Raw genomic sequence first — 22,633 nt, 5'->3', positions numbered from 1 at the left:
TCAGGCGTCGATGTCGAGGACGATCTCGACGGTGTCGTCGACCCCGACGCCCTCGCGATCCTGCAGGGCCTTCTTGATCGGCACGATGTACCCGCCGTCCTTGGGCCACAGCGCCGTGGTCACGGTCGTGGAGCCGATCGTGACGGATGCCGGGATCATCCCCCAGCCGTAGGTGACGAGAGACGAGACCTCGTGGATCATGCGGGCCTCCGCCTCGGGCACGGTCACGAAATGGAACGGCGCGGGACCGCGCCAGTACCAGATCTCACCCGAGACGCTCAGCCGCATGCGTCACTTCCCCGCCGCGAGTTCCCTGTTGCGGGCGAGCGCGGCGGCCGACGCCTCGGCGAACGTGTCGGCCAGGTGCGCGTCCTGCAGCACGGCGATCGCCCGCTCCGTCGTGCCCTTCGGGCTGGTCACGCGTCGCCGCATCTCGGCCGGCGTCTCGCCCGAGGCCTCGAGCAGCGCCGTCGATCCGATGAAGGTCTGCTCCGCCATGACGCGGGCGTCCGTCTCGCTGAACCCCAGCGAGACGCCGACCTTCGTCCACTCCTCGATCAGCAGGAAGACGTAGGCGGGCCCGGATCCCGAGATGGTCGACAGCGCGTCGATCTGCGACTCAGGCACCTCGATCACGACGCCGACGGTCTCGAACAGGCGACGGACGAGCGCGAGGTCCTCCGGGCTCGACGCAGCTCCCGCCGCGAGCCCGGTGACGCCCTTGCGGATCGTCGACGGGGTGTTCGGCATCGACCGGATCACGCGGGCCTCGGCACCGAGCCCGTCGGCGAAGGTCGCGAGCGTGACGCCGGCGGCGAGGCTCACCACGATCGCGTCCTCGGCGAGCACCGGGGCGATCTCGCGCAGCAGATCGGGGACCATGGCGGGCTTCACGCCGACGAGCACGATGCGCGCGCCGCGGGCGGCCTCGAGGTTGCCCTCCGGGCGCTCGGACAGGGCGATGCTCGTGACACCGTCGAGGTCGGCGAACGTCTCGGCCTTCTCCGGTGTGCGGTTCGTCGCGGTGATCCCGCCGTCGACGCGGATGCCGGACGCGACGACCCCGCGGAGGATCGCTCCTCCCATCGAACCGGCACCGAGGAACGCGAGGGCGGGAAGAGAGTCAGCCATGTCGTCATCCTACGGCGGGCGCACCCCGGTTCCCCGGAGAGGCCGTCCTAGACTCGACCCATGAGTGCATCAGGCGGCAGCAAGGCGATCATCGCGGCGTTCCTGGCGAACCTGGGGATCGCCCTGGCGAAGTTCCTGGCGTGGGCGCTCTCGGGGTCCGCGTCGATGCTCGCGGAGGCCATCCACTCGGTCGCCGACTCCGGCAACCAGCTGCTCCTCATGCTCGGGGGACGCAAGGCGCGGCGCGAGGCCGACCGCGCGCACCCCTTCGGCTACGGTCGCGAGCGCTACGTGTACGCCTTCGTCGTGTCGATCATCCTCTTCTCGCTCGGCGGCCTGTTCGCGATCTACGAGGGCATCGAGAAGCTCACGCACCCTCACGAGCTCGACAAGACCTGGTGGTGGCTGCCCGTGGTCGTGCTCGTCTTCGCGATCGGTCTCGAGTCGTTCTCGCTGCGCACGGCCGTGAAGGAGAGCAACCGCGTCCGGGACAAGGGGCAGTCCTGGGTCTCGTTCGTGCGCCGTGCGAAGGCCCCGGAGCTCCCCGTGGTGCTGCTCGAGGACGTGGGGGCCCTGACCGGTCTGACGTTCGCCCTGCTCGGCGTCGGGCTCACGATCATCACCGGCAACCCGGTGTTCGATGCCCTCGGCACGCTGATGATCGGCATCCTGCTCGTGATCATCGCGATCGTGCTCGGCGTCGAGACCAAGAGTCTGCTCGTGGGCGAGGGCGCGACCGCCGCCGACCACGACCGCATCGTCGACGCGATCAACGCGGGCGACGAGATCGAGAAGATCATCCACATGAAGACCCTGTACCTCGGGCCGGATGAGCTCATGGTCGCGGCGAAGATCGCACTCAGCGCCGACAAGCCGCTGCGCGAGGCGGCCGACGACATCGACGCGATCGAGGCCCGCATCCGCGAGGCCCTGCCGATCGCCCGCGTGATCTACATCGAGCCCGACGTCTACCGTCCCTCGATCGATCCGGAGCCGTCGACCGACGTCTTCGTCCTGAAGTCCTCCGACTGACCCCGACACTTTCTGCGGCCATGGAGAACTTCTGCGGCCCCTGACCGGACGCGCGGCCGCAGAAGTTCGACGGCACCGCCGAAGTCGGCTCGGATGCGTGTCAGCGGCGCTGCTCGAAGAAGCTGCGGAGCAGAGCCGTCGACGCGTCCGCCTCGACTCCCCCGACGACCTCGGCCCGATAGGGCAGACGCCGGTCGCGGAGCACGTCGTACATCGACCCCGCGGCACCGGCCTTGTCGTCCCAGGCGCCGAAGACGACCCGGGCGATCCGCGCCTGCAGGATGGCCCCCGCGCACATGATGCACGGTTCGAGGGTCACCACGAGAGTGTGCCCCTCGAGGTTCCACGACCCGAGGGATGCGGCGGCACGGCGCAGCGCCTCGATCTCGGCGTGACCCGTCGGGTCGTGCGTCTCCTCACGGGTGTTGCGCCCCTCGGCGACGACACGACCGTCGGCGTCGAGCACGACCGCTCCGACGGGGATCTCGTCGACCCGTGCCGCCTCTGCCGCGAGCTCGAGCGCGCGGCGCATGGCGGAGCGGTCGGAGGTGGGCATGCGATGAGCCTACGACAGCACCGCCTCCGCGCTTCCGATGTCGTGCGCAGGCGCGCGGCGCATTAGCCTGTATCCATGCGTGTCCACGTCGCCGACCACCCTCTCGTCACCCACAAGCTCTCCGTGCTGCGCGACCATCGCACGCCGTCGCCGGTGTTCCGACAGCTGACCGAGGAGCTCGTGACGCTGCTCGCGTACGAGGCGACGCGCACCGTGAAGGTCAGCCCGATCGAGATCACGACCCCGGTCACGACGACCATGGGCGTGAAGATCTCCGAGCCGCGGCCCATCGTCGTGCCCATCCTGCGCGCCGGTCTGGGCATGCTCGAAGGTCTCGTGAAGCTGCTTCCGACCGCCGAGGTCGGGTTCCTCGGCATGGTCCGCGACGAGGAGACCTTCGAGCCGACGACCTACGCCGAGCGTCTCCCCGAGGATCTCAGCGACCGCCAGTGCTTCGCGATCGACCCGATGCTCGCCACCGGCGGCTCCCTCGCCGCCGCGATTCAGTTCCTGTTCGACCGCGGAGCCAAGGACGTCACGGCGATCTGCCTGCTCGGCACTCCCGAGGGCGTCGCCGCGATCGAAGCCATGGTCGGCGACCGCGACGTCACCCTCGTGCTCGGCGCGCTGGACGAGCGTCTGAACGAGAAGGGGTACATCGTGCCCGGTCTCGGCGACGCCGGCGACCGGTTGTACGGCACGGTCTGACGCGGCACGCTTCACACGGTGAGGCGGTACGCTCGCTCGTCGCCGTAGTGCACGAACCCCGCACGGCGGAGGATCGGAGCCGACGTCGTCACGCGGCCTTTCACGAGCGCCGTGGTCGCGCCCCTCTCGGCGCTCGCGCGAAGGCGCTCGGCCAGCACGGCGCGATACGCCCCTCGACCGCGTGCGTGCGCCAGCGTCGCCGCGCCCCAGAGTCGGGCGAAACCGTCGACGATCGTGCAGCCGCCGGTGCCGACGGGCTCGCAGTCGATCCTGGCGAGCACACGGAGCCCTCCTCCGGCGTCGAGGGCGGCCGTGACCTCGTCGAGTTCGGTGCGCAGTCCCTCGTCGTCGAGGGCGGTCTGCTCCCACACCGGTACGTTCACGCTGTCGACCTCACGCACCTGTTCGAGGGTGCGCACGATCTCGGCGGTGACCCCGGGCGGCACCTCGATGGCCGGGTGGTCGACCGCTCGCGCGAACACCGCGACCGTGTCGATGTGGTCGGCGCCGCGGCGTCGGAGTTCGTCCTCGAGGTCCGGGGAATCGGAGGCGTTGGTCCAGAACGTGAACCGGCTCTCGCCCCACGCCCGCGTCCGCTCCAGCGCGTGGTCGATGATCGCGCCCGGGTCGGAGCTCGAGTCCACCTGCGACCCGCGGACGCCGCCGCCGAAGCGTGCGGGATAGCGGACGAGCTGCAGATGCTTCTTCTGATGCTCGCTGCCCCGTGGGAACCACGCCCACGCGGCCGAGGCCCGCAGGATCTCCGCGCGGGTGTGTGCGATCTCGTCCATTCCGGCGGTCACTCCTCGGCCGCGCCCACGAGTCGCGCGAACGCACTCAACCGCGAGACGCCCTCGGGGGTGCGCGGCAGGTCGTCGAGCAGCGCAGGAGAGTGGATGAGGTAGGCGGCGACCTGGGCGCGCGAGATGGCCACGTTGAGACGGTTCTGCATGAGCAGGAACTCGGGCCCCCGCGGGGCGTCACGCCCGCTCGACGCGGCGAGCGAGGTGATCGACACCACCGCCTCCTTGCCCTGGAAGTTGTCGACCGTGCCGACCGGGACCTCCGGGTACCCGGCCTGCGCGAGAGCATCGAGCACGAGCTGCCTCTGGGCGTTGTACGGCGTGACGACGATGATGTCGGTCTGCTCCAGCGGCCTCGTCGTCGCGGCATCGTCGTTGTCGACGAAGGTCCGTCCGAGGAGGTCGCGCACGAGGTCCACGACCTGCTGCGCCTCCTCCGGCGATTGCGTGGCGTTGCCGCGGTGACGGAGGGGCACGACGTGGAGGCCGGGGTCGACGCCCTCCAGTGCGCGCTTCTCGGTGCCTGGGGCCGAGGCGAGACGCCCCGCGTAGGAGAGCGCGGACACCGACGCGGCGACCGCGGGATGCATCCGCCAGGACTTCTCGAGGAAGTACCCGTACTCGGGACGCACGACGGCGTCGCCGTCCATGACCCACCCGAGCGCCGACGTGTCGACGGGTTCCGGATGCGCGCCCTGACTCACCTGGGGCAACTGCTGCGGGTCTCCCAGCAGGAGGAGGCGCTGCGCTCCGGCCGCCACCGCGATGGTCGACGCGAGCGAGAACTGTCCTGCCTCGTCCACCACGAGGAGGTCGAGTCCCGCCCGATCCACGCGCGCCGTGTTGCTGAAGTCCCACGCCGTGCCTCCGACGACGACGCCGCGCCCCTCGTTCTCGGACAGGAAAGCCGCCATGCCGCTCTTCGGGATGACCGTGTACGACGGCTCGGAGGATGAATCCTTGGGCGCCTTGCCGACCTGTCCCGCCGGGACTCCGTCGGCCACCACACGGTCGAGGAGGTGCTCGATGATCGCGTGCGACTGCGCGACGACGCCGACCCGGAATCCGTGCTCGTTCACGAGCCGCGCGATGACCTGCGAGCCTGTGTAGGTCTTGCCCGTGCCGGGAGGCCCCTGCACGGCGACGTAGCTGCGGTCGAGATCGAGGATCCCGCGAACGATCGCGTCGATCGTGTCGACGCCCTGCTCCGGCAGCGGTGCTCCCGAGACCGTGCGCGGTGGCAGCCGGCGGAGGATGTCCGTGGCGGCGTCGCGCGGGTGGGACGGGGCCGCGGCGTGGACGGCGTCGGCCCACTCGTCGATCGCTCCCTGCAGCGACACGACCCGCGGTGGCGCGGCCGGTGTGAGCGCGAGCGGCAGCTCGTCCCAGGTCTGGCCCTGGATCGCCGTCTCCGTGAGGAGGTACCCGTCGTCGAGCACCCCGGTGATCGTCACGGTGTGCGGCACGTGCACGGCTCGCGACGGGATCTCGGTGTCGAACGGAGCCGGCACCTCGTACAGGGCGAACGGCTGCGCCCCCTCTCCGAGGGTCGTGCCGGGCGACACCTCGCCGCGGATCTCGATGTCCCTGGACTGCACGCGACGCCCCTCGGCCACGCTCCAGTCGCGCACGACCGTCGACGAGGAGCGATCGACCTTGACGACATCGCGTGTGCTGTCCCACATCGTCACGGGTTCACGCAGACGCTGGAAATGCGCCACCCAGAAGCTCTTCGCCTCGCGCGGGAAGTAATCGATCGCCGCGGCGGCGATACGGAAGAGCTGCCCGTCGCCGCCGTCGGCCACGTCGCGCTCGGCGTCCGCCAGCAGAGCGACCGAGCGCGGGGACGGCTCGTAGATGACCTCGTCCGGCTCGTCCGGCGGCGCGGGATACACCCCTTCACGACGGGCGATCTCGATGAGCCAGTCCCTCAGCCGACGCGTCGAGACGCAGTCGTAGCGGTTGTAGTCCGCGAGGTCGGCGAGCACCGCATCCGCCTCGACCTGCTCCCCCGCCGCGGCCAGTTCGCGCGCGGCGACGTACTGCACGATCGAGTCGTCGCCCTTCTGCACGTCGCTCGTGCGCACCTCGTCGCCCATGTACAGCGGCTCGAGCTTCTTGATGGAGTACGAGCGCGACCCCACGCGCACCGTCCGGAGGACGAGCGGATACAGGTCGACGAACACGCCTTCGCGCAGCAGCCGGTCGACCTCCCCCTCACGCACACCGTACCTCGCGGCCATCGCCACGAGATGCGACGTCTCGTAGGGCGCGTAGTGGTAGATGTGCATTCCGGGGTGCGCGGATCGGCGTACCCCGACGAAGTCGAGGAAGCGCTCGAACGCCTCTTTCTCGGCGGAGAAGTCGTGCGCCCAGAGCGCGGAGTACTGATCGCCGTTGTCGACCCACCCGAACAGGTAGTCGAGTCCCCACTGCGCCTGCCCGTCGGGCGCGGCCTCGGTGTACAGCGGGTCGCCTTCGAAGTCGAAGAAGATGTCGCCCAGACTCGGCACCGGAAGCGTGTGGATCGCGGCGGCGTAGTGCACATCGAACGTCGGCACGCCCTCGGCGTCGGCGCGCAGCTGCAGCCGCGCCTGGTCTCGGAGGGTCTCGAAGGTGTCGACGTTCATGCCCTCGGGCGGCGTGGTCGCCTGGGCGAGGGCGTCGATCGTCTCGATGCCGGCACTGCGCAGCCGGGCACGCTGCACCGGTCGCATCCGCGCGACCATGAGGAGATCGCGATGCGCGATGACCTGTTCCTCGCACGTCGCGCATCGCCCGCACGCGACGACCTCGAGATCGCCGCGGTCGTCGCCCCACGCGAGCGCCGCGCCGGGATCGGGGTCGTCGATACGGCGGTCGGCGATCAGTGCCCGCAGCCTCGCCCGACGCACCCGGAACAGCGGCAGCAGATCGTCGACGCGATGCGTGCTGAGTGTGCCGTCGCCCAGGATCAGGTCGACCTCGTCGGATCGCGCGATGCCGAGCCGATCGAGCTGGTCGACGTAGGCCGCGAGCTGCATGAGCGCGGTCACGCGGGCGGTGCGCGCGAGCTTCGAGTCCTGGACCCGCCAGCGGTCGTCGTCGTCGCGGGCGAGGAAGTCCGCGAATCCGACGAACTCCTCGGTGGAGAACGCCGCCTGGAACAGGATCCGCGCGTCGGATCCGAGCGCGCGGACCGTCTCGTCGACCGCGGCGGCGAGCGCTTCGGCATCCACCGACGACACCTTCTCGACCCGGTGCACCGCGCCGTCGCCGAACTCCTCGATGTAGCGCTCGAGCACGTTCTGCTCGTGCACGTCGCCGAGTCGCGCCGCACGAGCGAGCGTCGCATCCTCCGGCTCCTCGACCGCGGGCACCCGACCCAGCTTCGCGTCGATCGCCCGACACCACGCGAACTCGCATTCGGCGGCCGCCTTGAGGTCGCTGGCGCTCCAGATGACGCGCTGCGCCTGGGTGTCGATCCGCACGATTCTCCCGTTCCTTCGGATGCTTCGACCCTAGCCGCGGCATCCGACACGGGCGTCGGATCAGGGGTGGCGTGTCAGCGCCACCAGGTGTCGTCGGGGGTCACCGGGAGGTTGCGCTTGTGCTGGGTCGCGAGGTACCTCGACTCGATGCGACCGGCGACGTCGGGATCGACGGGGCGCCCCTCGAGGAAGTCGTCGATCTCCTCGTACGTGAGGCCGAGCTCGTCCTCGTCCGCTCGCCCAGGCTGACCGTCGAGCAGATCCGCCGTGGGCACCTTGAAGGCGAGCCGATCCGGTGCATCGAGGTGCAGCAGCAACGAACGCCCCTGACGCTTGCTGAGTCCCGAGAGAGGGAGGATGTCGGCGGCGCCGTCGCCGAACTTCGTGTAGAAGCCGGTCACTGCTTCGGCCGCGTGGTCCGTGCCGATCACGAGCAGGCCGTCGTGGCCCGCGAGCGCGTACTGCGTCACCATGCGCACGCGCGCCTTGATGTTGCCGCGATTGAAGTCGCTGATGTCGCTCGTGACGGCGAACTCGATGTCCTCCTCCACGCCGTCGACGCCGTTCTGGATGTTCACCTCGACGGACGAGTCCGGGGCGATGAACGTCAGCGCCTGCTCGGCGTCCGCGGCGTCGTGCTGCACGCGGTAGGGCAGGCGGACCGCGAGGAACGACGCCTCACCGCCCTCGGCGCGCACGCGCTCGACGGCGAGCTGGGCGAGACGCCCCGCGAGCGTGGAGTCCTGTCCGCCCGAGATGCCCAGCACGAAGCCCTTCGCCCCCGTGGTGCGCAGATAGTCGACGAGGAACTGCACGCGGCGCTCCACCTCGGCCGCCGGGTCGATCTCGGGCTTCACGCCGAGAGCGTCAGAGATCTGGTTCTGCAGGGACACGTGATCCTCCGGTCTACTCGCTCCTCAGTATCCTCCCCCAGTGTTACATCGGGATGACGCGGACCGCGTGCTGCCCGACCGGTCGCGGATGCGAGGATGGACGGGTGAGACTTCTCGTCGCCGCCATGGCATCCGAACTCGAGGCATTCCCCGACCACCTGGACGGGTTCGATCAGCTCGTCACCGGCGAGGGGAAGATGCAGGCGACCTACGCGCTGACCCGTGCGCTGTCCGCGACGGCGTACGACGAGGTGGTGGTGGTCGGCACGGCCGGCGGCATCGACCCGACGCTCGACGCGGTCGTGCACGAGATCGGGAGTGCGCTGCAGCACGATGTGTTCGACCTCGACGGCGTCCCCGGGCAGCATGTGTCCCTTCCGGCGCGTGTGTCGACGGGGCGCGAGGGCGTGCTGATCGCCACGGGTGACAGCTTCGTCGGGGATGCCGGGATCACGGCGGTCATCCGCCCCTCCGGCGCGGGTCTGGTCGACATGGAGACGTACGCGTACATCTGGGTCGCGCAGCAGTTCGGCGTGCCGATCCGCGCCTTCCGTGCGATCTCCGACCGTGCCGAGGACGGCGCCCTGGTCGACTTCCGCGCGGCGATCGCGCGGTGCAGCGTGCTCCTGCGTGAGACCGTCCGCCGGGAGTACGGCGTCTGACGCTCCGGCTGTCGCCGATCCGCGTCAGCGCGTCTCGATGACGCTCGGCCCGTTCGGCGTGGCCCGGACGGAGAGCTGGGCGGGGATCTGCTCCTGCATCGCCTCGACGTGACTGATCACGCCGACCGTGCGTCCGCCCTGGCGCAGCTCGTCGAGCGTGCGCATCGCGATGTCGAGCGTGTCGCCGTCGAGGGATCCGAACCCCTCGTCGATGAACAGCGTGTCGAGACGGATGCCGCCGGCCCGCGCCGTCACGACCTCGGCGAGTCCGAGAGCCAGGGCGAGAGAGCTGAGGAACGTCTCCCCGCCCGAGAGCGACTGCGCGGGGCGCGTCTGCCCCGTGTAGGCGTCGAACACCACGATCCCGAGACCCGAGGCCGCGCCGCGGGCGGCGAGCGCATCGGAGTGCCGCAACTGGTAGCGCCCGGAGGACATGTCGCCGAGCCGACGATTCGCCGCCTCCACGATCTCCTCGAGCTCGGCGGCGAGCACGAAGGTCTCGAGCGTCATCTTGCGCGTGTTCGCTCCTCGTCCCGCGATGGCGTCGGCGAGGCCGCGCAGCACCTCGAAGTCCGCCGCGCCCGCGGCCGAGCGCGCATGAGCGGCGCGGGCGTCGGCGAGGAGCCCGCTCAGTCGCTCGGCCGTTCCGGCGGCCCGCTCCGCCGCGGTCACGGCCTCGGCCCACCGGGTGCGCGCCTCGACGGATCGCGCCTCGACCGGTGCGAGGTCGATCGCCTCCTCGGGCAGCGTTCGCAGTTCGAGAGGCAGCAGGATCGCGCGCTCCGTCTCCCGCTGCACCGCATGCTGCGCGATGCGCTCGTCGAGTGCGTCCTGCACCGCCGTCGAGCGCAGCGCACGGTCGGCGGCGCCGGCATCGGGGAACGACGATGCGGCGAGCGCAGCCTCCTGCTCGGCCCCGGCCACGGTCGCCGTCTCGCTCCGCCGCAGGAGATCGGCGCTCGCGTCCAGGAGGCGCCTCGCGGCGGCGACCTCGGCGTCCGCGCGCGCGAGGCGCTCGGCGACGGAGACGTGGTCGCCTCGCGCCTCCGCGACGGCTCTCCGCGCCTCGCCCACGCGCTGGGCGAGCAGCGCCTCGGCCTCGCGGACGTCCGCGAGCGCGGCCGAGGCGGAGTCGCGGTCGGTCTGCAGCTGCTCGCTCCGGGTACGGAGCTCCGTCAGGTCGCCCTCGAGCGCACGGACGCGCTCGAGGGCGGTCACGGCGAGTGCGTGCGCCTGGGCGCTCTGCTCCTGTTCGACGGTCGCGGCGTCGACGTCGCGACCGTCGGCCCGCGTGCGCGCGGCGACGAGTTCGGCGTGCACGGCGGCGACGACCTCGGCGGCCTCGCGCTCGGCCGCCGTCTGCACGTCTCGACGCTCCTCCGCCTCGGCGACGTCGTCTGCTGACACGGGGTCGGCGTGCAGGGCCGGAGCAGGATGCTCCCGCGCCCCGCAGACCGGGCAGGCCTCGCCGTCCTGCAGTCCCGAGGCGAGCTCGCCCGCGAATCCGTCCAGGCGACGCCTCCGCAACGCCGCGAGCGCCGACTGCCGTTCGGCCAGGGTCGCGCTCGCCTCCGCGAGACGTCGCGCGGCCGTCTGCTCCTCGGCCTCGAGGCGCACGACCTCGGTCGCGGCGACGAGCCGGGCCGTCGCCGCAGCGGCCTCGGACGCCCGGACCTCGACGAGATCCGCCGTGCGTCGTTCCCTGTCGCGTTCACGGGTGAGCTCGTCCTGTCGCGCGGGCAGGCCGTCTCGTTCGACCTCGATCGCCGCGAGGCGGGCGGTCACGTCCGCGACGGCCTCCCCCGCCCGGACGAGCTCGCTCTCGACGGCCGGAAGTGCGCGTTCCAGCTCCTCAGCGCGCCGCCAGACGCCGGTCTCGCGGGTGCGTTCGCCGACCCAGTCGCCGACGTCCTCGGTCTCGATGCCCAGCGATTCCCAGGCTCGTCGCGCCTCGGCCTCTGCGTCGCGTGCGCTGTCGAGCGCTGCGGATGCGCGCGACGCCGCGGCGATGACCGTGCGGAGGCTCTCGGCCTGCCGCGCCTGCGCCAGCTCCTCCCTCGCCAGGGAGATGTCCGCCTCGACGGCGTCGAGGGCTGCGAGCGCGCTGCGAGCGCGATCCCTCTCCTGCTGGTCCCGTCGTTCCTGCTTGGCCTCGGCGAGTGCGGCGTCGGCCGCCGCGGACCGCTCCTCCGCCTCGGACTTCTCCGCGGATCGGCGCTCCGCCTGATACTCGGCGCGCGCACGGGACCGGTCGAGCACCTCCAGTCGCTCCTCGCTCGTGCGCGACGCATCGCCGATCGGCGCGGCCACCACCTCCGCGCCGTCCTGGGCGTCGTCTGTCGCGCCCTCGGGAGTGGTCGCGGCGACCAGCCGCTCGGCCTCGTCTAGCCGCGCCGAGACGGCGGCGAGTCCGGCGCTGAGGTCCTGTTCCGCGGCGCGACGTCGCTCGTCGAATCGCGCCTGCACGTCTTCGAACCGCTCGGTTCCGAACAGACGTCGCAGCAGAGCCTGGCGGTCACGGCTGCCGGCGAGCAGGAACTCGGAGAAGCGGTTCTGCGCCAGGAGGATCACCTGCAGGAACTGCTCGCGACTCAGCTGCAGGATCTCGTCGAGCTCGTACGCCGCTTCGCGCTCCTTCGCAGCCAGTCCGATCCACTCGCCGCCGATCATCGTGTCGAGCTGCACGGCGGACGCCTGGGTCGTCATGCCGCCGCCGCGACGCTTGGGCCGTTCGTATTCGGGAGAGCGTCGCACGCGGTAGCGTCCGGCCGGCGTGCTGAACTCCACCACGACCTCGGTCACGTCGTCGGGCTCGCAGTGGTCGCTGCGCAGACGCTTGTCCCCGCCCTCGTACCGCGGCACGCCGCCGTAGAGCCCGAAGCACACGGCGTCGAGGATGCTGGACTTGCCCGCGCCCGTGCGTCCCTCGATCAGGAAGATGCCGTCGTCCGCGAAGGCGTCGAAGTCGACGGTCTGGCGGGCGCGGAAGGGGCCGAAGCCCTCGACCTCGAGCCGGTGCAGCTGCATCAGATCAGCGCATCCGCGCGCACGCGGTCGTCGAGCACCTCGCGGATGAGCTCGCTCTCGCGCTCGCTCGGCCCGTGGCCGGAGCGCACGTGCTCGAGGAACGCCTCGATCCGCTCGGTGTCGGTGACCGCGCCCCGGAGACGATCGACGTAGGAGCGCTCGACCGCTCGTTCGGAGATCTCGGGCTGGTGCTGCACCATCGCGCAGAAGGGGTAGCTCTCCCGCAGGCGACGCATCGGCTCCGTCTGAGCGAGCGCGTCGGTGTACACCGCGCAGACCCAGTCGTCCGCGTGCGCGGCCACGTTCTCGACGGAGAGGATCTCGTCGAGAGTGCCCGTCAGCGTGACGAGACGGCGCGGCACAGGCAGCTCGAGCCACCGCACGTCCGCGAGGCCGTCGGCGTCGAGGTCGACGAGCCAGGAGCCGCGGGGCTTGCTCTGCTCGCCGAAGCTGTAGTGCAGGGGTGCACCCGAGTACCTCACTCGCTCACTCACCTGCTGGCGCCCGTGGATGTGACCGAGCGCGACGTAGTCCGGGCCGTCGAACACCGCGAGGGGCACGACGTCGAGTCCGCCCTGGCGCACCTCGCGCTCGAGACCGAGCGTGGCGTCGACTCCTGCGGCGAAGCAGTGCGCGATCGCGACCGAACGGCCGGGGTGCTCCGCCATGCCCGCGCGCACCAGGTCCATCGCGTGCGACAGGGTCTGCGCCTGCGTGCGCAGCTCGACGCCGCTCCAGTGCTGGCGGACGATCGCCGGCTCGAGGTACGGGATGCCGAAGAACCGCACCGGGCCGTGCTCGTCCTCGATCGTCACGGGGGCGCCGACCGCGAGCGGGTCGGTGAGCACATGGATGCCGTCGCGCAGCAGCCGCGCCTGGAAACCCAGCCGGGCGGCCGAGTCGTGGTTGCCGCTCGTGACGACGACCCGCGCTCCGGCGTCGCTCACGGAGACGAGCGCGTCGCTCAGCAGCGTGTACGCGGGTCCGGCCGGCGTCGCCGAGTCGAACACGTCTCCGGCGAGGATGACGACGTCGACCCCGTGCTCGCGCACCTGCGCCGTGAGCGCGTCGAGCACCTCGGCCAGCGCATCCATGGTCGAGTGACCGTGGAATGTGCGACCGATGTGCCAGTCGGAGGTGTGCAGGATCCGCATACTCACACGGTACGAACGACCACCGACATTCGTTCAGAGGCGTGCCGCCGAGCCGCGAGAGAGTCCGGGCGGCGACCGGGTCGGCCCGGGAGAGCGGGAGGTCCCCTGACCCACCCTCGTCACGACGGTCGGCACGCGGTGATGCGTGGTGCGCGGTGCGCGATCACCGGTGCGGCGTGCGGGGCTGCGCGATGCGTGTCCGGGCTGCCCTCCGCCCCACAGGTGCCGGACTTGCCCCTCCGGCTGGGGGTGTGCCCGCCCCGTCGTGACTACCGACTCCCGCTCTCCCCCTCCAGATCGTTCGTCCAGTTCGCCTGCTGGATCCGGTTGTCGAGCTCGCGGAGCTCGCGCGCGGTCTCGTCCGCCCGGGCCCTCAGCGACCCGACGGGCAGCGCGGTGAGCTGTCGCAGCTCGGAGCGCATCTGCCGGAAGCCCGGCACTCCGCCCCCGGACGCTGCTGCGGCGGCATCGGCCAGGAGCGAGTGCTGCAGCCGCAGCACGTCCCGCGCCGCGAGTGCATCGGTCATGGTGCCGTCGGCGCCGAGATCGAGGCGCGCGTTCGTGGCGTTGATGCGGCGGATCAGATCGCGCAGCTCCGCGAGAGCCTCCTCGGCCTCGACGAGCAGCGCCGAGGCGTCCTCGGCGGGCTCCTCACCCTCCTGGTACCGCGCGTTGGCGGTGATGCGGGCGCGCAGCTGCTCGATGCGGCGCTGCAGGTCGGCACGGGCGGTGAGGGCCTCGGCGAGTCTCATGCGCTCATCCTCGCAGGGAGTCCGCGTGTAACACAGCGTCACACGGTCGACGCGTCAGCGCGAGCGCAGCAGGGACGCGTGCTCGGGGTGCGCCGTGAACCAGTCGGCGACGTACCAGCACACCGCGTCGACCTTGCGATCCCCCCGGGACTCGATGTCGGCCACCGCCCCCTCCACGACGACGCCCGCGTAGCCGTGACCCCGGAAAGTCGGGATCGTGAAGGCGCGGGTGAGAGCGATGGTGGCGCCGTCGTCGCGGTAGTCGAGCACGCTCACGAGCTGTCCGTCGCGCATCAGCGTGTACCGCGACGCGTCCTTCTCGTCGGTCAGGAGGAATCCGGAGGCGAGGGTAGAAGAGGTCACCACTCCACGGTACGCCCGCTCTCGCGGAGGGTCGTCGTTTTGACACGCCCGGACTTCTTCGGTAATAATCCCCCCATGACTACCAACGCAAGCCCTCTGTCCGCCCAGGAGGCGAACGGGACTGCCGGGATGATGATGCCCGGTCGCGTTGGCATGTGTTGCCGAATGTGTCGCTGAACGAACAGCCACTCCGCCTGACCTGACCTGTCGCGATCTGCGAGGTCCGGGTCACCGAGCATCCACCCTTGCTCGCTTCTCCGGCTCGCCCGGTCATTCATGCAACGCATCCGAGCCCCTTCGGCTCACGTCCTGAGGACTTCATCATCATGTCGAACACCGCACTTCTCGAGCGTCCCTCCACCGCCGTCGCCGCGCCGACCGCCGCCGCTCCGCTCGCCGCCGATCTTCCCGCCGTCCGCTCGCCGCGCGGCTTCGCCCTCTACGTGGGCCTCGACGAGATCAAGGCCGCCGAAGCCGGCGTGAGCCTGCCGCTCCTCGTCGACGCGCTCCGCCGCACCCTCGCCGAGCTCGCGCCCGGGGCCGAGACGCACGCGACCGTCGCTCTCGCCCCGCACGGCTCGGGCGGACGCGACCTCGACGTCGTCCGCCTCGCCCTGCACGAGCCCGGAGCGATCGCCCGCACCAAGGCCGCGGCCGAGGAGGAGACCAACGACGAGGAGGGCGGCGTCGTCGTCGACATCTCCCGCAAGCGCGTCCTCATCGACGGCGAGTCCGCCGCGTTCACGTACAAGGAGTTCGAGCTGCTGCAGTACCTCGTGCTCCGCGAGGGCCGCACGATCGAGCGCAGTGAGCTCGTGTCCGCGCTGTGGCAGGCTCAGGACGACGAGACCCCCGGCGAGCGCACGATCGACGTGCACGTCCGTCGACTCCGCGCCAAGCTCGGCCGCTACGAGGACATCGTCCGCACCGTGCGCGGCATCGGCTACCGCTTCGACCGGCACGCCGACGTCGTGATCCGCTATGGTCACGGCACCCCCTCCCCCGACCGCTTCTGATCGTCGGACGCTCCGACCCGAGTGTCGGAAGCGCCACGTAGGGTGGGCGCATGACCCTCGCGCAGGATGCCGCCGCTGCTGAGGCGCGCGCGCACCCGCGTCTCGAGTCCGTGTACCGGCCGAGGCACGCCCTCGATCTCCGCCGCACTGTCGGGATGCTGCGGCGCGGCCCCGGCGATCCGACCATGGTGTTCGACGGGCCGGTGATCTGGCGCGCCGTGCGCACCGAACGGGGCCCCGCCACGCTCGCGCTCCGCGTCGTCGGAGACGAGGTCCGCATCAGCGCCTGGGGAGACGGCGCCGCCGAGGCCGTCGACCTCGTGCCCGCGCTGTGCGGTGCCGACGATGACGCCTCCGGATTCGACCCCTCGCTGCATCCGCTCATCGCCGAGGCCGCCCGGCGCGCACCGGGTGTGCGTCTCGCGCGCACCGGCGAGGTGTTCGACGCGCTCGCCTGCGCGATCCTCGAGCAGAAGGTCACGGGCCTCGAGGCCTTCCGCGCGTGGCGACTGCTGGTCACGAAGCACGGCCGCCGGGCTCCCGGACCGACACCTCGACCCATGTCCGTCGCCCCGACGGTCGACGAGTGGCGACGCATCCCCTCGTGGGAGTGGCATCGCGCCGGAGTGCAGCCCCCGCAGTCGAAGACGATCGTCAGGGTGGCCGCACGCGGTGAAGGCCTCACACGCGCCCTCCTCGCGGCGCCGACCGGGGACGACCGCGACCGCGTTCTCACGAGCCTGCCCGGTGTCGGGCTGTGGACCTCGGCCGAGACGCGCCTCCGCGCCCTGGGCGACCCCGACGCCGTGAGCGTGGGCGACTACCATCTGGCGCACGAGGTGGGCTACGCGCTCACCGGTCATCGCACCGACGACGCCGGGATGCTGCGGCTCCTGGCCCCGTGGGCGGGGCACCGCCAACGCGTGATCCGCCTGATCTTCGCGAGCGGCGTCAGCGAGCCGCGTCGTGGTCCGCGCCTCACACCGGCCGATCACCGCCGCCACTGACCATCGGCGACCGACGGAACGGCCCTAGGCTGGGGCCATGTCCCGCACCGCGCTCCGTCTCTCCGTCACGCTCGGCCTGCTCGTGATCGGCGTCGTGATCGGCCTGATCTTCCAGAACGTGTGGCTCGGTCTCCTGCTCGCGGCGATCGTGTGGCTCGGCTGGTTCCTCGGTTACGAGTCGCGGCGCGGCCGCAACGCCGGCGTGAACGACGAAGACCACGGCATCGAGCTGTAGTCCGACCTGCCGCCTCAGTAGTACACGGCAAGAGGCCCCGACGGCCCGTCCACCACCGTCACCGGGGTGTCGAAGACGCGGGTGAGCACGTCCTCGGTCATGATCTCCGCTGGGGTCCCGAACTCCACCACCTTCCCGTCCTTCATCGCGCAGATGCGGTCGGCGTAGTGCCCCGCGAAGTTGATGTCGTGCAGCACGATGACGATCGTCCGTCCGAGCTCCTCCGCCGCCCGGCGCAGGTGCTTCATCATCTGCACGGCGTGCTTCATGTCGAGGTTGTTGAGCGGCTCGTCGAGCAGCACGAACTCGGTGTCCTGCGCGAGCACCATCGCGACGTAGGCCCGCTGCCGCTGCCCACCGGAGAGCTCGTCGAGGAAGCGCTGCTCGAGCGCGGTCAGCCCGAGGAAGTCGATGGCCTCGGAGATCCTGTCCTCGTCGACCTGTGTGAGGCGACCTCCCGAATGGGGGTAGCGCCCGAAGCCGACGAGCTGGCGCACCGTGAGCCGCGTCACGAAGTGGTTCTCCTGTCGCAGGATCGAGACGATCCTCGCGACCTGCTTCGACGGCGCCCGGTGCACGTCGACCCCGGCCACCTCGACGGACCCCTCGTCCGGGGCGAGGAGACGGCCGATCATCGTCAGCAGGGTCGACTTGCCGGCACCGTTCGGTCCGATCAGCGCCACGACGCCCCCCGCCGGGAGATCGAGCGAGACGGGACCGATCGCGGTGTCGCTGCTGTACCGGTGGACGAGATCGCGGATGCGGATCACAGTCGCCCCTTTCGGAGGATGACGATGAGGAACACGACTCCACCGATGAGCTCGACGATGATCGTGACGGCGCTGACCAGGGTGAACACGTGCTTGAGGAGGAAGTAGGCCAGACCGAGCGCCACGTACCCCAGCAGGCAGGCGATCGGGAGCAGGAGCCGGTGGTCGTAGGTGTCGGCGATCGCGTATGCGAGGGTCGCGACGAGGAATCCGAGGAACGTCATCGGACCGAACAGGGAGGTGCTCATGGCCGAGAGCACCGCGACGAGCGTGAGCGTGAGCATCACCTGGCGCTTGTGGTTCAGACCGAGATTCGTGCTGATGTCGCGTCCGAGCGCGAGGAGGTCGAGACGCGTCGAGAGCATCCAGATCGCTCCTCCGGCGGCGGCGCACACCGGGATGACGAACCACAGGAAATCGGTGTTCGCGTTCGTGATGCTGCCGAACAGCCGCGCGGCGAGCACGTCGAACTCGTTGGGGTCGAGCATCTGCTGCAGGAAGGTCGACAGGGCTCCCATCCCGGTTCCGAGGATGATGCCGATCAACAGCATCACGTGGAGGTTGCCGAACCTCCCGGACAGCAGCCAGGAGTAGAGGAGCACGGCGAACAGCACCATGAGCGCCGACTGCAGCAGGAAGCGTGTGAACGGGTCGAGGCCCGAGAGGCCCGCGACGCCGAAGAAGAACACGATCGCGGTCTGGATCAGCACGTACAGCGACTCGAACCCCATGATCGACGGCGTGATGATGCGGTTGTTCGTGGTCGTCTGGAACGCGATTGTCGCGAACGCCTGGCAGAAGGTGACGACGGCGATCACCAGGACGCCGGAGACGCGCATGCGCGAGATCCGCAGCCACCGCTCGCTGAACGGCACATAGGGGTTGTCCCAGCAGAGCAGGAGCGCCGTGACGACGAGAGCGCCCAGGACCAGTCCCGCCAGCACGAGACGGTACCGCCGGCGGTGCGCCGGATCGGCGAAGGGCCCGGCGCGCCTGACCGTGGCGTGGATGGCGGGATCAGCGGACACGGGGCCTCCTCGTGCGCAGGAGCATGACGATGAACACAGCGGATCCCACGACGCCGAGCACCAAGGAGATGGGCACTTCGAACGGCATGATGATCGTGCGGCCGATGAGGTCGCAGACCGTCACGATCCAGATGCCGGTGAGGAACACCCACGGCAGGTTCGCGCGCAGATCGTCGCCCCGCACCATGGCGACGAGATTGGGGACGATGAGTCCGAGGAACGGCAGGGCCCCGATGATCACCGTGACGACGCCGGTCGTCATCGCCACGAGTCCCACCCCGAGCAGCACGACGCGCTCGTAGTGGAGGCCGACGTTCGTCGCGATGTCGCGACCCAGGCCCGCGACGGTGAAGCGGTCGGCGGCGATCCACACGACGATCGAGACGCCCAGCACGATCCAGAGCGGTTCGTAGCGGCCGACCTCGATGCCCGTGAAGCGCCCCAGGAACCAGCCGCCTATCACCTGCAGGAGGTTGAAGCGCAGCGCGAGGAACGTCGAGACGGCGCCGACCACCGCGCCGAACATGATGCCGACGATGGGCACGATCAGCGAGGATTTCAGTGTCACACGCCGCAGGAATGCGAAGAACACGAGAGTGCCGGCGAAGGCGAAGACGATCGCGATCACCATCTTCGCGACGATGCCGGACTCCGGCAGCAGGATGTAGGTGACGAGGAGCCCCAGGCCCGCCCATTCCGTCGTGCCCACCGTGGTCGGCTCGACGAACCTGTTCTGCGTCATGAGCTGCATCACGAGCCCGGCCATGGCCATGCTCGCCCCCGCCAGCACGAGCGAGGCGGTGCGCGGCACGCGCGTGATCCAGAGGAACTCGCCCCCGTCGCCGATCCCCGCCGTGATGTCGGCCACCCCCGTGAACAGAGACACGGCGATGAGGCCGACGGTGAGGACCCCGGCGAGGATCAGAGGCCAGGTGCGCGCCCATCGGGAACGCGGATGCGGCCGTGTCGCGACGCTCGCGAGAGCGTCGATGTTCGTGATGCGTCGGGACGGCGGCTCGGCGGGAGTCGTCGAAGTCACAGGTCTCTCCGGACAGGACGGTCGCCGCTGCCGCGTCCGGTCGGACGGGCAGCGGCGCGCGGGTGGCGTCAGCGGGTCAGGCGGACTCGAACAGCTCGGTGAGCCCGTTCAGGACCGCGATGTACGCGAACACGTCCTCCGTCAGGTAGTAGTCGGCCGGCATCACGGTGATGGCCTCGTTCTGCACGGCAGGGACGTTCGCGAGGGCCGCGGAGCCGGTGATGAGCTCGAGAGCGGGAATCACCGTCTGTCCCTCCTCCGACACCGCCGCGTCGCGGTCGAGCACGAGGAGGTAGTCGGCGTTCGCCTGGGCGAGCGCCTCGAGCGAGACGTTGTCGCCCGTGTGGTCGGACGAGCCCTCGGCGTCGAGCGCCGGGGTCATCCCGACCAGGTCGAAGAAGATGCTCGACCCACGGCCATCGGTCGGGTTGGAGTAGTTGATCTCTCCGCCCGAGGTGACGAGGCCCATGACGGTCTTCTCGGAGTCGTAGGCGCTCTTCGCCTCGTCGCGGGCAGCGTGGAACTCCTCCACGAGCGCCTCGGCCTCGTCCTTGCGGTTGAACACCTCGCCCATGAGCGTGACGCTCTCGACGACGAACTCGTCGGCGGACTGGTCCTCGGGACCCGTCATGTCGAGGAACGCGGCGTCAGGAGCAGCGTCCCGCACGCCCTTCGCGTTCTCCTCGCTGCTGAAGCGGTAGCCGTTGACGACGAGGTCGGGGTCGGCGGCGACGATCTGCTCGAAATCGGGCTCGGTGTGCAGGCCGATGTTGAGGATGTCCGACGAGTCCTTGAGGGGGTTCTCGGGGCTGAACAGATCCAGCGGAGCGACCGTGACGGGAAGGTCCCAGTCGGCCGCGAGCTGGAAGAAGCGGTTGTCGGTGATGGCCACGCTGTCGGCGCTCTCGATCGTCACCTCGTTGCCCGCCATGTCGGTCACCGTGACCGGGTAGTAGTCCTCGGATGCGGCGGGCCGCTCGGTCTCGGCCGGGTCGGACGTTGCGGCACAGCCGCCGAGGGCGAGGATGCCGACGAGGCCGATCCCGGTGGCGGCGACGGTTCTGGGCATGGACATGGAGAGACTCCTGTTCTGCGAAGCGGGTGCGCCTGCTCGGCGCGGAGAGACGGACTTAGGCATGCCTAAGACACGCGTTAAGTAGGTTAGCCTTACCTTATGAGGGAAATGAAATCGGGATTCTCGATCGAACGCCGTGGACTTGACCTGCGCTTCCGCACCGTGACGCTCGTCGAGCGGGAATGGCTCGCGCCGGACTTCGTGCGGGTGCGCCTGCGGGGCGACGACCTCCGGGGCTTCGACTCCCCCGGCGCCGACGACCACATGCGCCTGTTCTTCCCGACCGGACCGGTGTCGTCGATCGAGCAGATGCGGGAGGCGCCCAGCCGCGAGTACACGCCCCTCGCCTGGGGCGATGACTGGCTCGACGTCGAGTTCGCCGTGCATGGTGGCTCCGGGGTCGCCGCGCCGTGGGCGGCGACGGCGCCGTTCGGCTCGTCTATCGGCGTGGGCGGACCGCGCGGCTCGGCCGTCATCAGTGGAACACCCGGATCATGGCTCCTGGTCGGAGACGAGACCGCCATCCCCGCGATCCGGCGCTTCGCCGCGCTCGTCCCGGTCGGAGCCCCGGCCCGCATCGTGATCGAGACCGTCTCCGCCGGTCGGGAAGTCGACATCGACGCACCCGTGGACGTCGAGTGGCTGCACCGCGGCGACGCGCGGTCCGGCTCCGCGCTCATCGCCTTCCTGGAGGGTCTGCGCGAGGCGGATGCCGTGGGCGACGACCCCTTCGTCTTCATCGGCGCCGAGCAATCTGTCGTCAAGCCGGGCCGTGCTCTCCTCGACCGATGGAACGTCGACGCGGCGAAGGCCGTCGTCAAGGGCTACTGGAAGCGCGGTGAGGCGGAGTATCACGCACCGCACTGACGTGCCGGCAGCTCGCCTGGCAGACTGGCCGCATGGCGCTTCTCGATCACCTGGGCATCACCGTCGACGACCTCGAGCGCGGACGGAGCCAGTTCCACCCGATCCTCACGGCCCTCGGCTACGTCCCCGGAGGTGAGGACGACCACTCGATCTCGTGGAACAACGGCGACGAGACCGAGATCATCCTCTACACGTGGGACGAGGACTCCGCGCCGCATCGACACGGCCGCATCGGCTGGCAGCACATGGCCTTCGCCGTACCCTCGCGCGAGGAGGTCGAGCGCCTGCACGGCGTCGCGACGGATGCCGGGTGGACCGTGGTCCGCGAGCCGAAGGAGTACCCGCGCTACTCCGAGCGCTACTACGCCTCGTTCGTGGAGGACGCCGACGGGATTCGCATCGAGTTCATGTACAACCCGCCGCGAGAGAACTGAGGGAGCGGCTGGTCCTCCACATCCGGCCGCACGGAGGGGTTATCCCGGTTCGTGGAATCCCGGAATTCGCTACGGGAGGAGCGTGTCAGACTCCTCGGATCGGTGCGACGATCGGGGGATGGGGTTCATGAACGATGCGCAGACCTGGACGGTGATCGGTGTCATCAGCACCGCCCTGTTCAGCATGATCGGCATCGTGTCGATCCTCTTCGTACGGATCCTCCGCGCCGAGATCGGCAGCGTCCGCTTCGAGCTCAGCGGAGACATCAACAGCCTCCGAAGTGAAGTCCGCGGCGAGATCGGCGGCCTTCGCGGCGAGATGAACGGCCTGCGCGGCGAGATGAACGCCCGCTTCGACGCCGTCAACAGCCGCATCGACGCGATGGGCACCCGCATCGACGGACTCGATCGCGACGTGCAGGCGCTCGTCAAGCGCACCTTCGGGCTCGACCGCGAGTGAGCCGACTCGAACGGAGGCTTTCTTGACGCCCGGGCGTGTCGTGCCCTACTGTGACAAAGCTGTGCCGATCGGCGCAGCACACCAGCCGAGGAGACGACGGATGACCGCCCTGCGGAATCTTCCCAACGCAACGGTGTCGATGCTTCAGCAG

Annotated in this window: 23 protein-coding genes; 9 read left to right on the top strand and 14 right to left on the bottom strand. The window is 70.2% G+C overall.

Annotated features, from left to right (window positions below):
- Window positions 1–288: a DUF1905 domain-containing protein gene (locus ACIPY8_RS04285; protein ID WP_400815325.1), complete on the bottom strand. Its 288-nt coding sequence runs from the start codon at window positions 286–288 to the stop codon at window positions 1–3.
- A 3-nt stretch (window positions 289–291) separates the two neighbouring features.
- Window positions 292–1,131, bottom strand: coding sequence for a pyrroline-5-carboxylate reductase (gene proC / locus ACIPY8_RS04280; RefSeq protein ID WP_400815323.1), 840 nt, complete (start codon window positions 1,129–1,131; stop codon window positions 292–294).
- Window positions 1,132–1,191: 60 nt separating this feature from the next.
- Here proC and ACIPY8_RS04275 point away from each other — a divergent pair, with 60 nt between their 5' ends.
- The gene (locus ACIPY8_RS04275; protein WP_400815321.1) at window positions 1,192–2,163 is read left to right on the top strand and encodes a cation diffusion facilitator family transporter; all 972 of its coding nucleotides are present in this window, start codon (window positions 1,192–1,194) and stop codon (window positions 2,161–2,163) included.
- A gap of 100 nt (window positions 2,164–2,263) precedes the next feature.
- On the opposite strand, the gene tadA is transcribed toward ACIPY8_RS04275, so the two are convergent.
- On the bottom strand, window positions 2,264–2,719 hold the full coding sequence (gene tadA / locus ACIPY8_RS04270) for a tRNA adenosine(34) deaminase TadA (protein WP_400815319.1): 456 nt from the start codon (window positions 2,717–2,719) through the stop codon (window positions 2,264–2,266).
- 75 nt (window positions 2,720–2,794) lie between these two features.
- Here tadA and upp point away from each other — a divergent pair, with 75 nt between their 5' ends.
- Window positions 2,795–3,427 (top strand): uracil phosphoribosyltransferase, encoded by a 633-nt coding sequence (gene upp, locus ACIPY8_RS04265; protein ID WP_400815317.1) that lies wholly within the window; start codon window positions 2,795–2,797, stop codon window positions 3,425–3,427.
- An 11-nt stretch (window positions 3,428–3,438) separates the two neighbouring features.
- Here the strand turns inward: upp and ACIPY8_RS04260 are convergent, their stop codons facing one another.
- From ACIPY8_RS04260 to nadE, 3 genes are all read right to left on the bottom strand, one after another.
- Complete coding sequence (locus ACIPY8_RS04260; RefSeq protein WP_400815315.1) at window positions 3,439–4,218, bottom strand: GNAT family N-acetyltransferase; 780 nt, start codon at window positions 4,216–4,218, stop codon at window positions 3,439–3,441.
- Window positions 4,219–4,226: 8 nt separating this feature from the next.
- Complete coding sequence (locus ACIPY8_RS04255; protein ID WP_400815313.1) at window positions 4,227–7,700, bottom strand: TM0106 family RecB-like putative nuclease; 3,474 nt, start codon at window positions 7,698–7,700, stop codon at window positions 4,227–4,229.
- A 74-nt stretch (window positions 7,701–7,774) separates the two neighbouring features.
- Window positions 7,775–8,593, bottom strand: coding sequence for an ammonia-dependent NAD(+) synthetase (nadE, locus tag ACIPY8_RS04250; protein WP_400815311.1), 819 nt, complete (start codon window positions 8,591–8,593; stop codon window positions 7,775–7,777).
- A 104-nt stretch (window positions 8,594–8,697) separates the two neighbouring features.
- On the opposite strand from nadE, the gene ACIPY8_RS04245 reads away from it, so the two are divergent.
- Entirely contained in the window at window positions 8,698–9,255 is a 558-nt protein-coding gene (locus tag ACIPY8_RS04245; protein WP_400815309.1) for a nucleoside phosphorylase, read from the top strand.
- Between the two features lie 24 nt (window positions 9,256–9,279).
- Here ACIPY8_RS04245 and ACIPY8_RS04240 read toward each other — a convergent pair whose 3' ends face one another.
- The 4 genes from ACIPY8_RS04240 to ACIPY8_RS04225 all read right to left on the bottom strand — a co-directional run bounded on the left by ACIPY8_RS04240 (window position 9,280) and on the right by ACIPY8_RS04225 (window position 14,482).
- Window positions 9,280–12,282 (bottom strand): AAA family ATPase, encoded by a 3,003-nt coding sequence (locus ACIPY8_RS04240; RefSeq protein WP_400815306.1) that lies wholly within the window; start codon window positions 12,280–12,282, stop codon window positions 9,280–9,282.
- Window positions 12,282–13,436 carry an exonuclease SbcCD subunit D gene (locus ACIPY8_RS04235; protein WP_400815304.1) on the bottom strand — a complete coding sequence of 385 codons (1,155 nt, stop codon included), beginning with the start codon at window positions 13,434–13,436 and terminating at the stop codon, window positions 12,282–12,284. Before ACIPY8_RS04235 ends, ACIPY8_RS04240 begins: the two co-directional genes overlap by 1 nt.
- A 269-nt stretch (window positions 13,437–13,705) precedes the next feature.
- A complete protein-coding gene (locus tag ACIPY8_RS04230; protein ID WP_400815302.1) occupies window positions 13,706–14,188 on the bottom strand; it encodes a DIP1984 family protein in 483 nt (160 codons plus the stop codon).
- 54 nt (window positions 14,189–14,242) lie between these two features.
- Entirely contained in the window at window positions 14,243–14,482 is a 240-nt protein-coding gene (locus tag ACIPY8_RS04225) for a GNAT family N-acetyltransferase (protein ID WP_400817644.1), read from the bottom strand.
- Between the two features lie 395 nt (window positions 14,483–14,877).
- On the opposite strand from ACIPY8_RS04225, the gene ACIPY8_RS04220 reads away from it, so the two are divergent.
- From ACIPY8_RS04220 to ACIPY8_RS04210, 3 genes are read left to right on the top strand one after another with little or no spacing between them, the layout of a single operon-like run.
- The gene (locus tag ACIPY8_RS04220; RefSeq protein ID WP_400815300.1) at window positions 14,878–15,567 is read left to right on the top strand and encodes a winged helix-turn-helix domain-containing protein; all 690 of its coding nucleotides are present in this window, start codon (window positions 14,878–14,880) and stop codon (window positions 15,565–15,567) included.
- Window positions 15,568–15,617: 50 nt separating this feature from the next.
- Window positions 15,618–16,574, top strand: coding sequence for a DNA-3-methyladenine glycosylase family protein (locus tag ACIPY8_RS04215; RefSeq protein WP_400815298.1), 957 nt, complete (start codon window positions 15,618–15,620; stop codon window positions 16,572–16,574).
- 37 nt (window positions 16,575–16,611) lie between these two features.
- On the top strand, window positions 16,612–16,809 hold the full coding sequence (locus ACIPY8_RS04210) for a hypothetical protein (RefSeq protein WP_400815296.1): 198 nt from the start codon (window positions 16,612–16,614) through the stop codon (window positions 16,807–16,809).
- Window positions 16,810–16,823: 14 nt separating this feature from the next.
- Here the strand turns inward: ACIPY8_RS04210 and ACIPY8_RS04205 are convergent, their stop codons facing one another.
- From ACIPY8_RS04205 to ACIPY8_RS04190, 4 genes are all read right to left on the bottom strand, one after another.
- The gene (locus tag ACIPY8_RS04205; RefSeq protein ID WP_400815294.1) at window positions 16,824–17,579 is read right to left on the bottom strand and encodes an ABC transporter ATP-binding protein; all 756 of its coding nucleotides are present in this window, start codon (window positions 17,577–17,579) and stop codon (window positions 16,824–16,826) included.
- Window positions 17,576–18,607 carry an iron chelate uptake ABC transporter family permease subunit gene (locus ACIPY8_RS04200; RefSeq protein WP_400815292.1) on the bottom strand — a complete coding sequence of 344 codons (1,032 nt, stop codon included), beginning with the start codon at window positions 18,605–18,607 and terminating at the stop codon, window positions 17,576–17,578. The genes ACIPY8_RS04205 and ACIPY8_RS04200 overlap by 4 nt, the downstream gene beginning before the upstream one ends.
- Entirely contained in the window at window positions 18,597–19,598 is a 1,002-nt protein-coding gene (locus ACIPY8_RS04195; RefSeq protein WP_400817642.1) for an ABC transporter permease, read from the bottom strand. Before ACIPY8_RS04195 ends, ACIPY8_RS04200 begins: the two co-directional genes overlap by 11 nt.
- A 124-nt stretch (window positions 19,599–19,722) precedes the next feature.
- Window positions 19,723–20,721 carry an ABC transporter substrate-binding protein gene (locus ACIPY8_RS04190; RefSeq protein WP_400815290.1) on the bottom strand — a complete coding sequence of 333 codons (999 nt, stop codon included), beginning with the start codon at window positions 20,719–20,721 and terminating at the stop codon, window positions 19,723–19,725.
- A gap of 99 nt (window positions 20,722–20,820) precedes the next feature.
- On the opposite strand from ACIPY8_RS04190, the gene ACIPY8_RS04185 reads away from it, so the two are divergent.
- The 3 genes from ACIPY8_RS04185 to ACIPY8_RS04175 all read left to right on the top strand — a co-directional run bounded on the left by ACIPY8_RS04185 (window position 20,821) and on the right by ACIPY8_RS04175 (window position 22,482).
- Window positions 20,821–21,588 (top strand): siderophore-interacting protein, encoded by a 768-nt coding sequence (locus tag ACIPY8_RS04185; protein ID WP_400815288.1) that lies wholly within the window; start codon window positions 20,821–20,823, stop codon window positions 21,586–21,588.
- 32 nt (window positions 21,589–21,620) lie between these two features.
- Complete coding sequence (locus ACIPY8_RS04180; protein WP_400815285.1) at window positions 21,621–22,022, top strand: VOC family protein; 402 nt, start codon at window positions 21,621–21,623, stop codon at window positions 22,020–22,022.
- A 127-nt stretch (window positions 22,023–22,149) separates the two neighbouring features.
- Entirely contained in the window at window positions 22,150–22,482 is a 333-nt protein-coding gene (locus tag ACIPY8_RS04175) for a hypothetical protein (RefSeq protein ID WP_400815283.1), read from the top strand.
- Window positions 22,483–22,633: the final 151 nt, after the last annotated feature.

Origin of the sequence: Microbacterium sp. NPDC089696, from assembly GCF_044749125.1 — a bacterium.
Taxonomy (GTDB): domain Bacteria; phylum Actinomycetota; class Actinomycetes; order Actinomycetales; family Microbacteriaceae; genus Microbacterium.
This window is presented reverse-complemented; position numbering and strand designations above follow the sequence as displayed.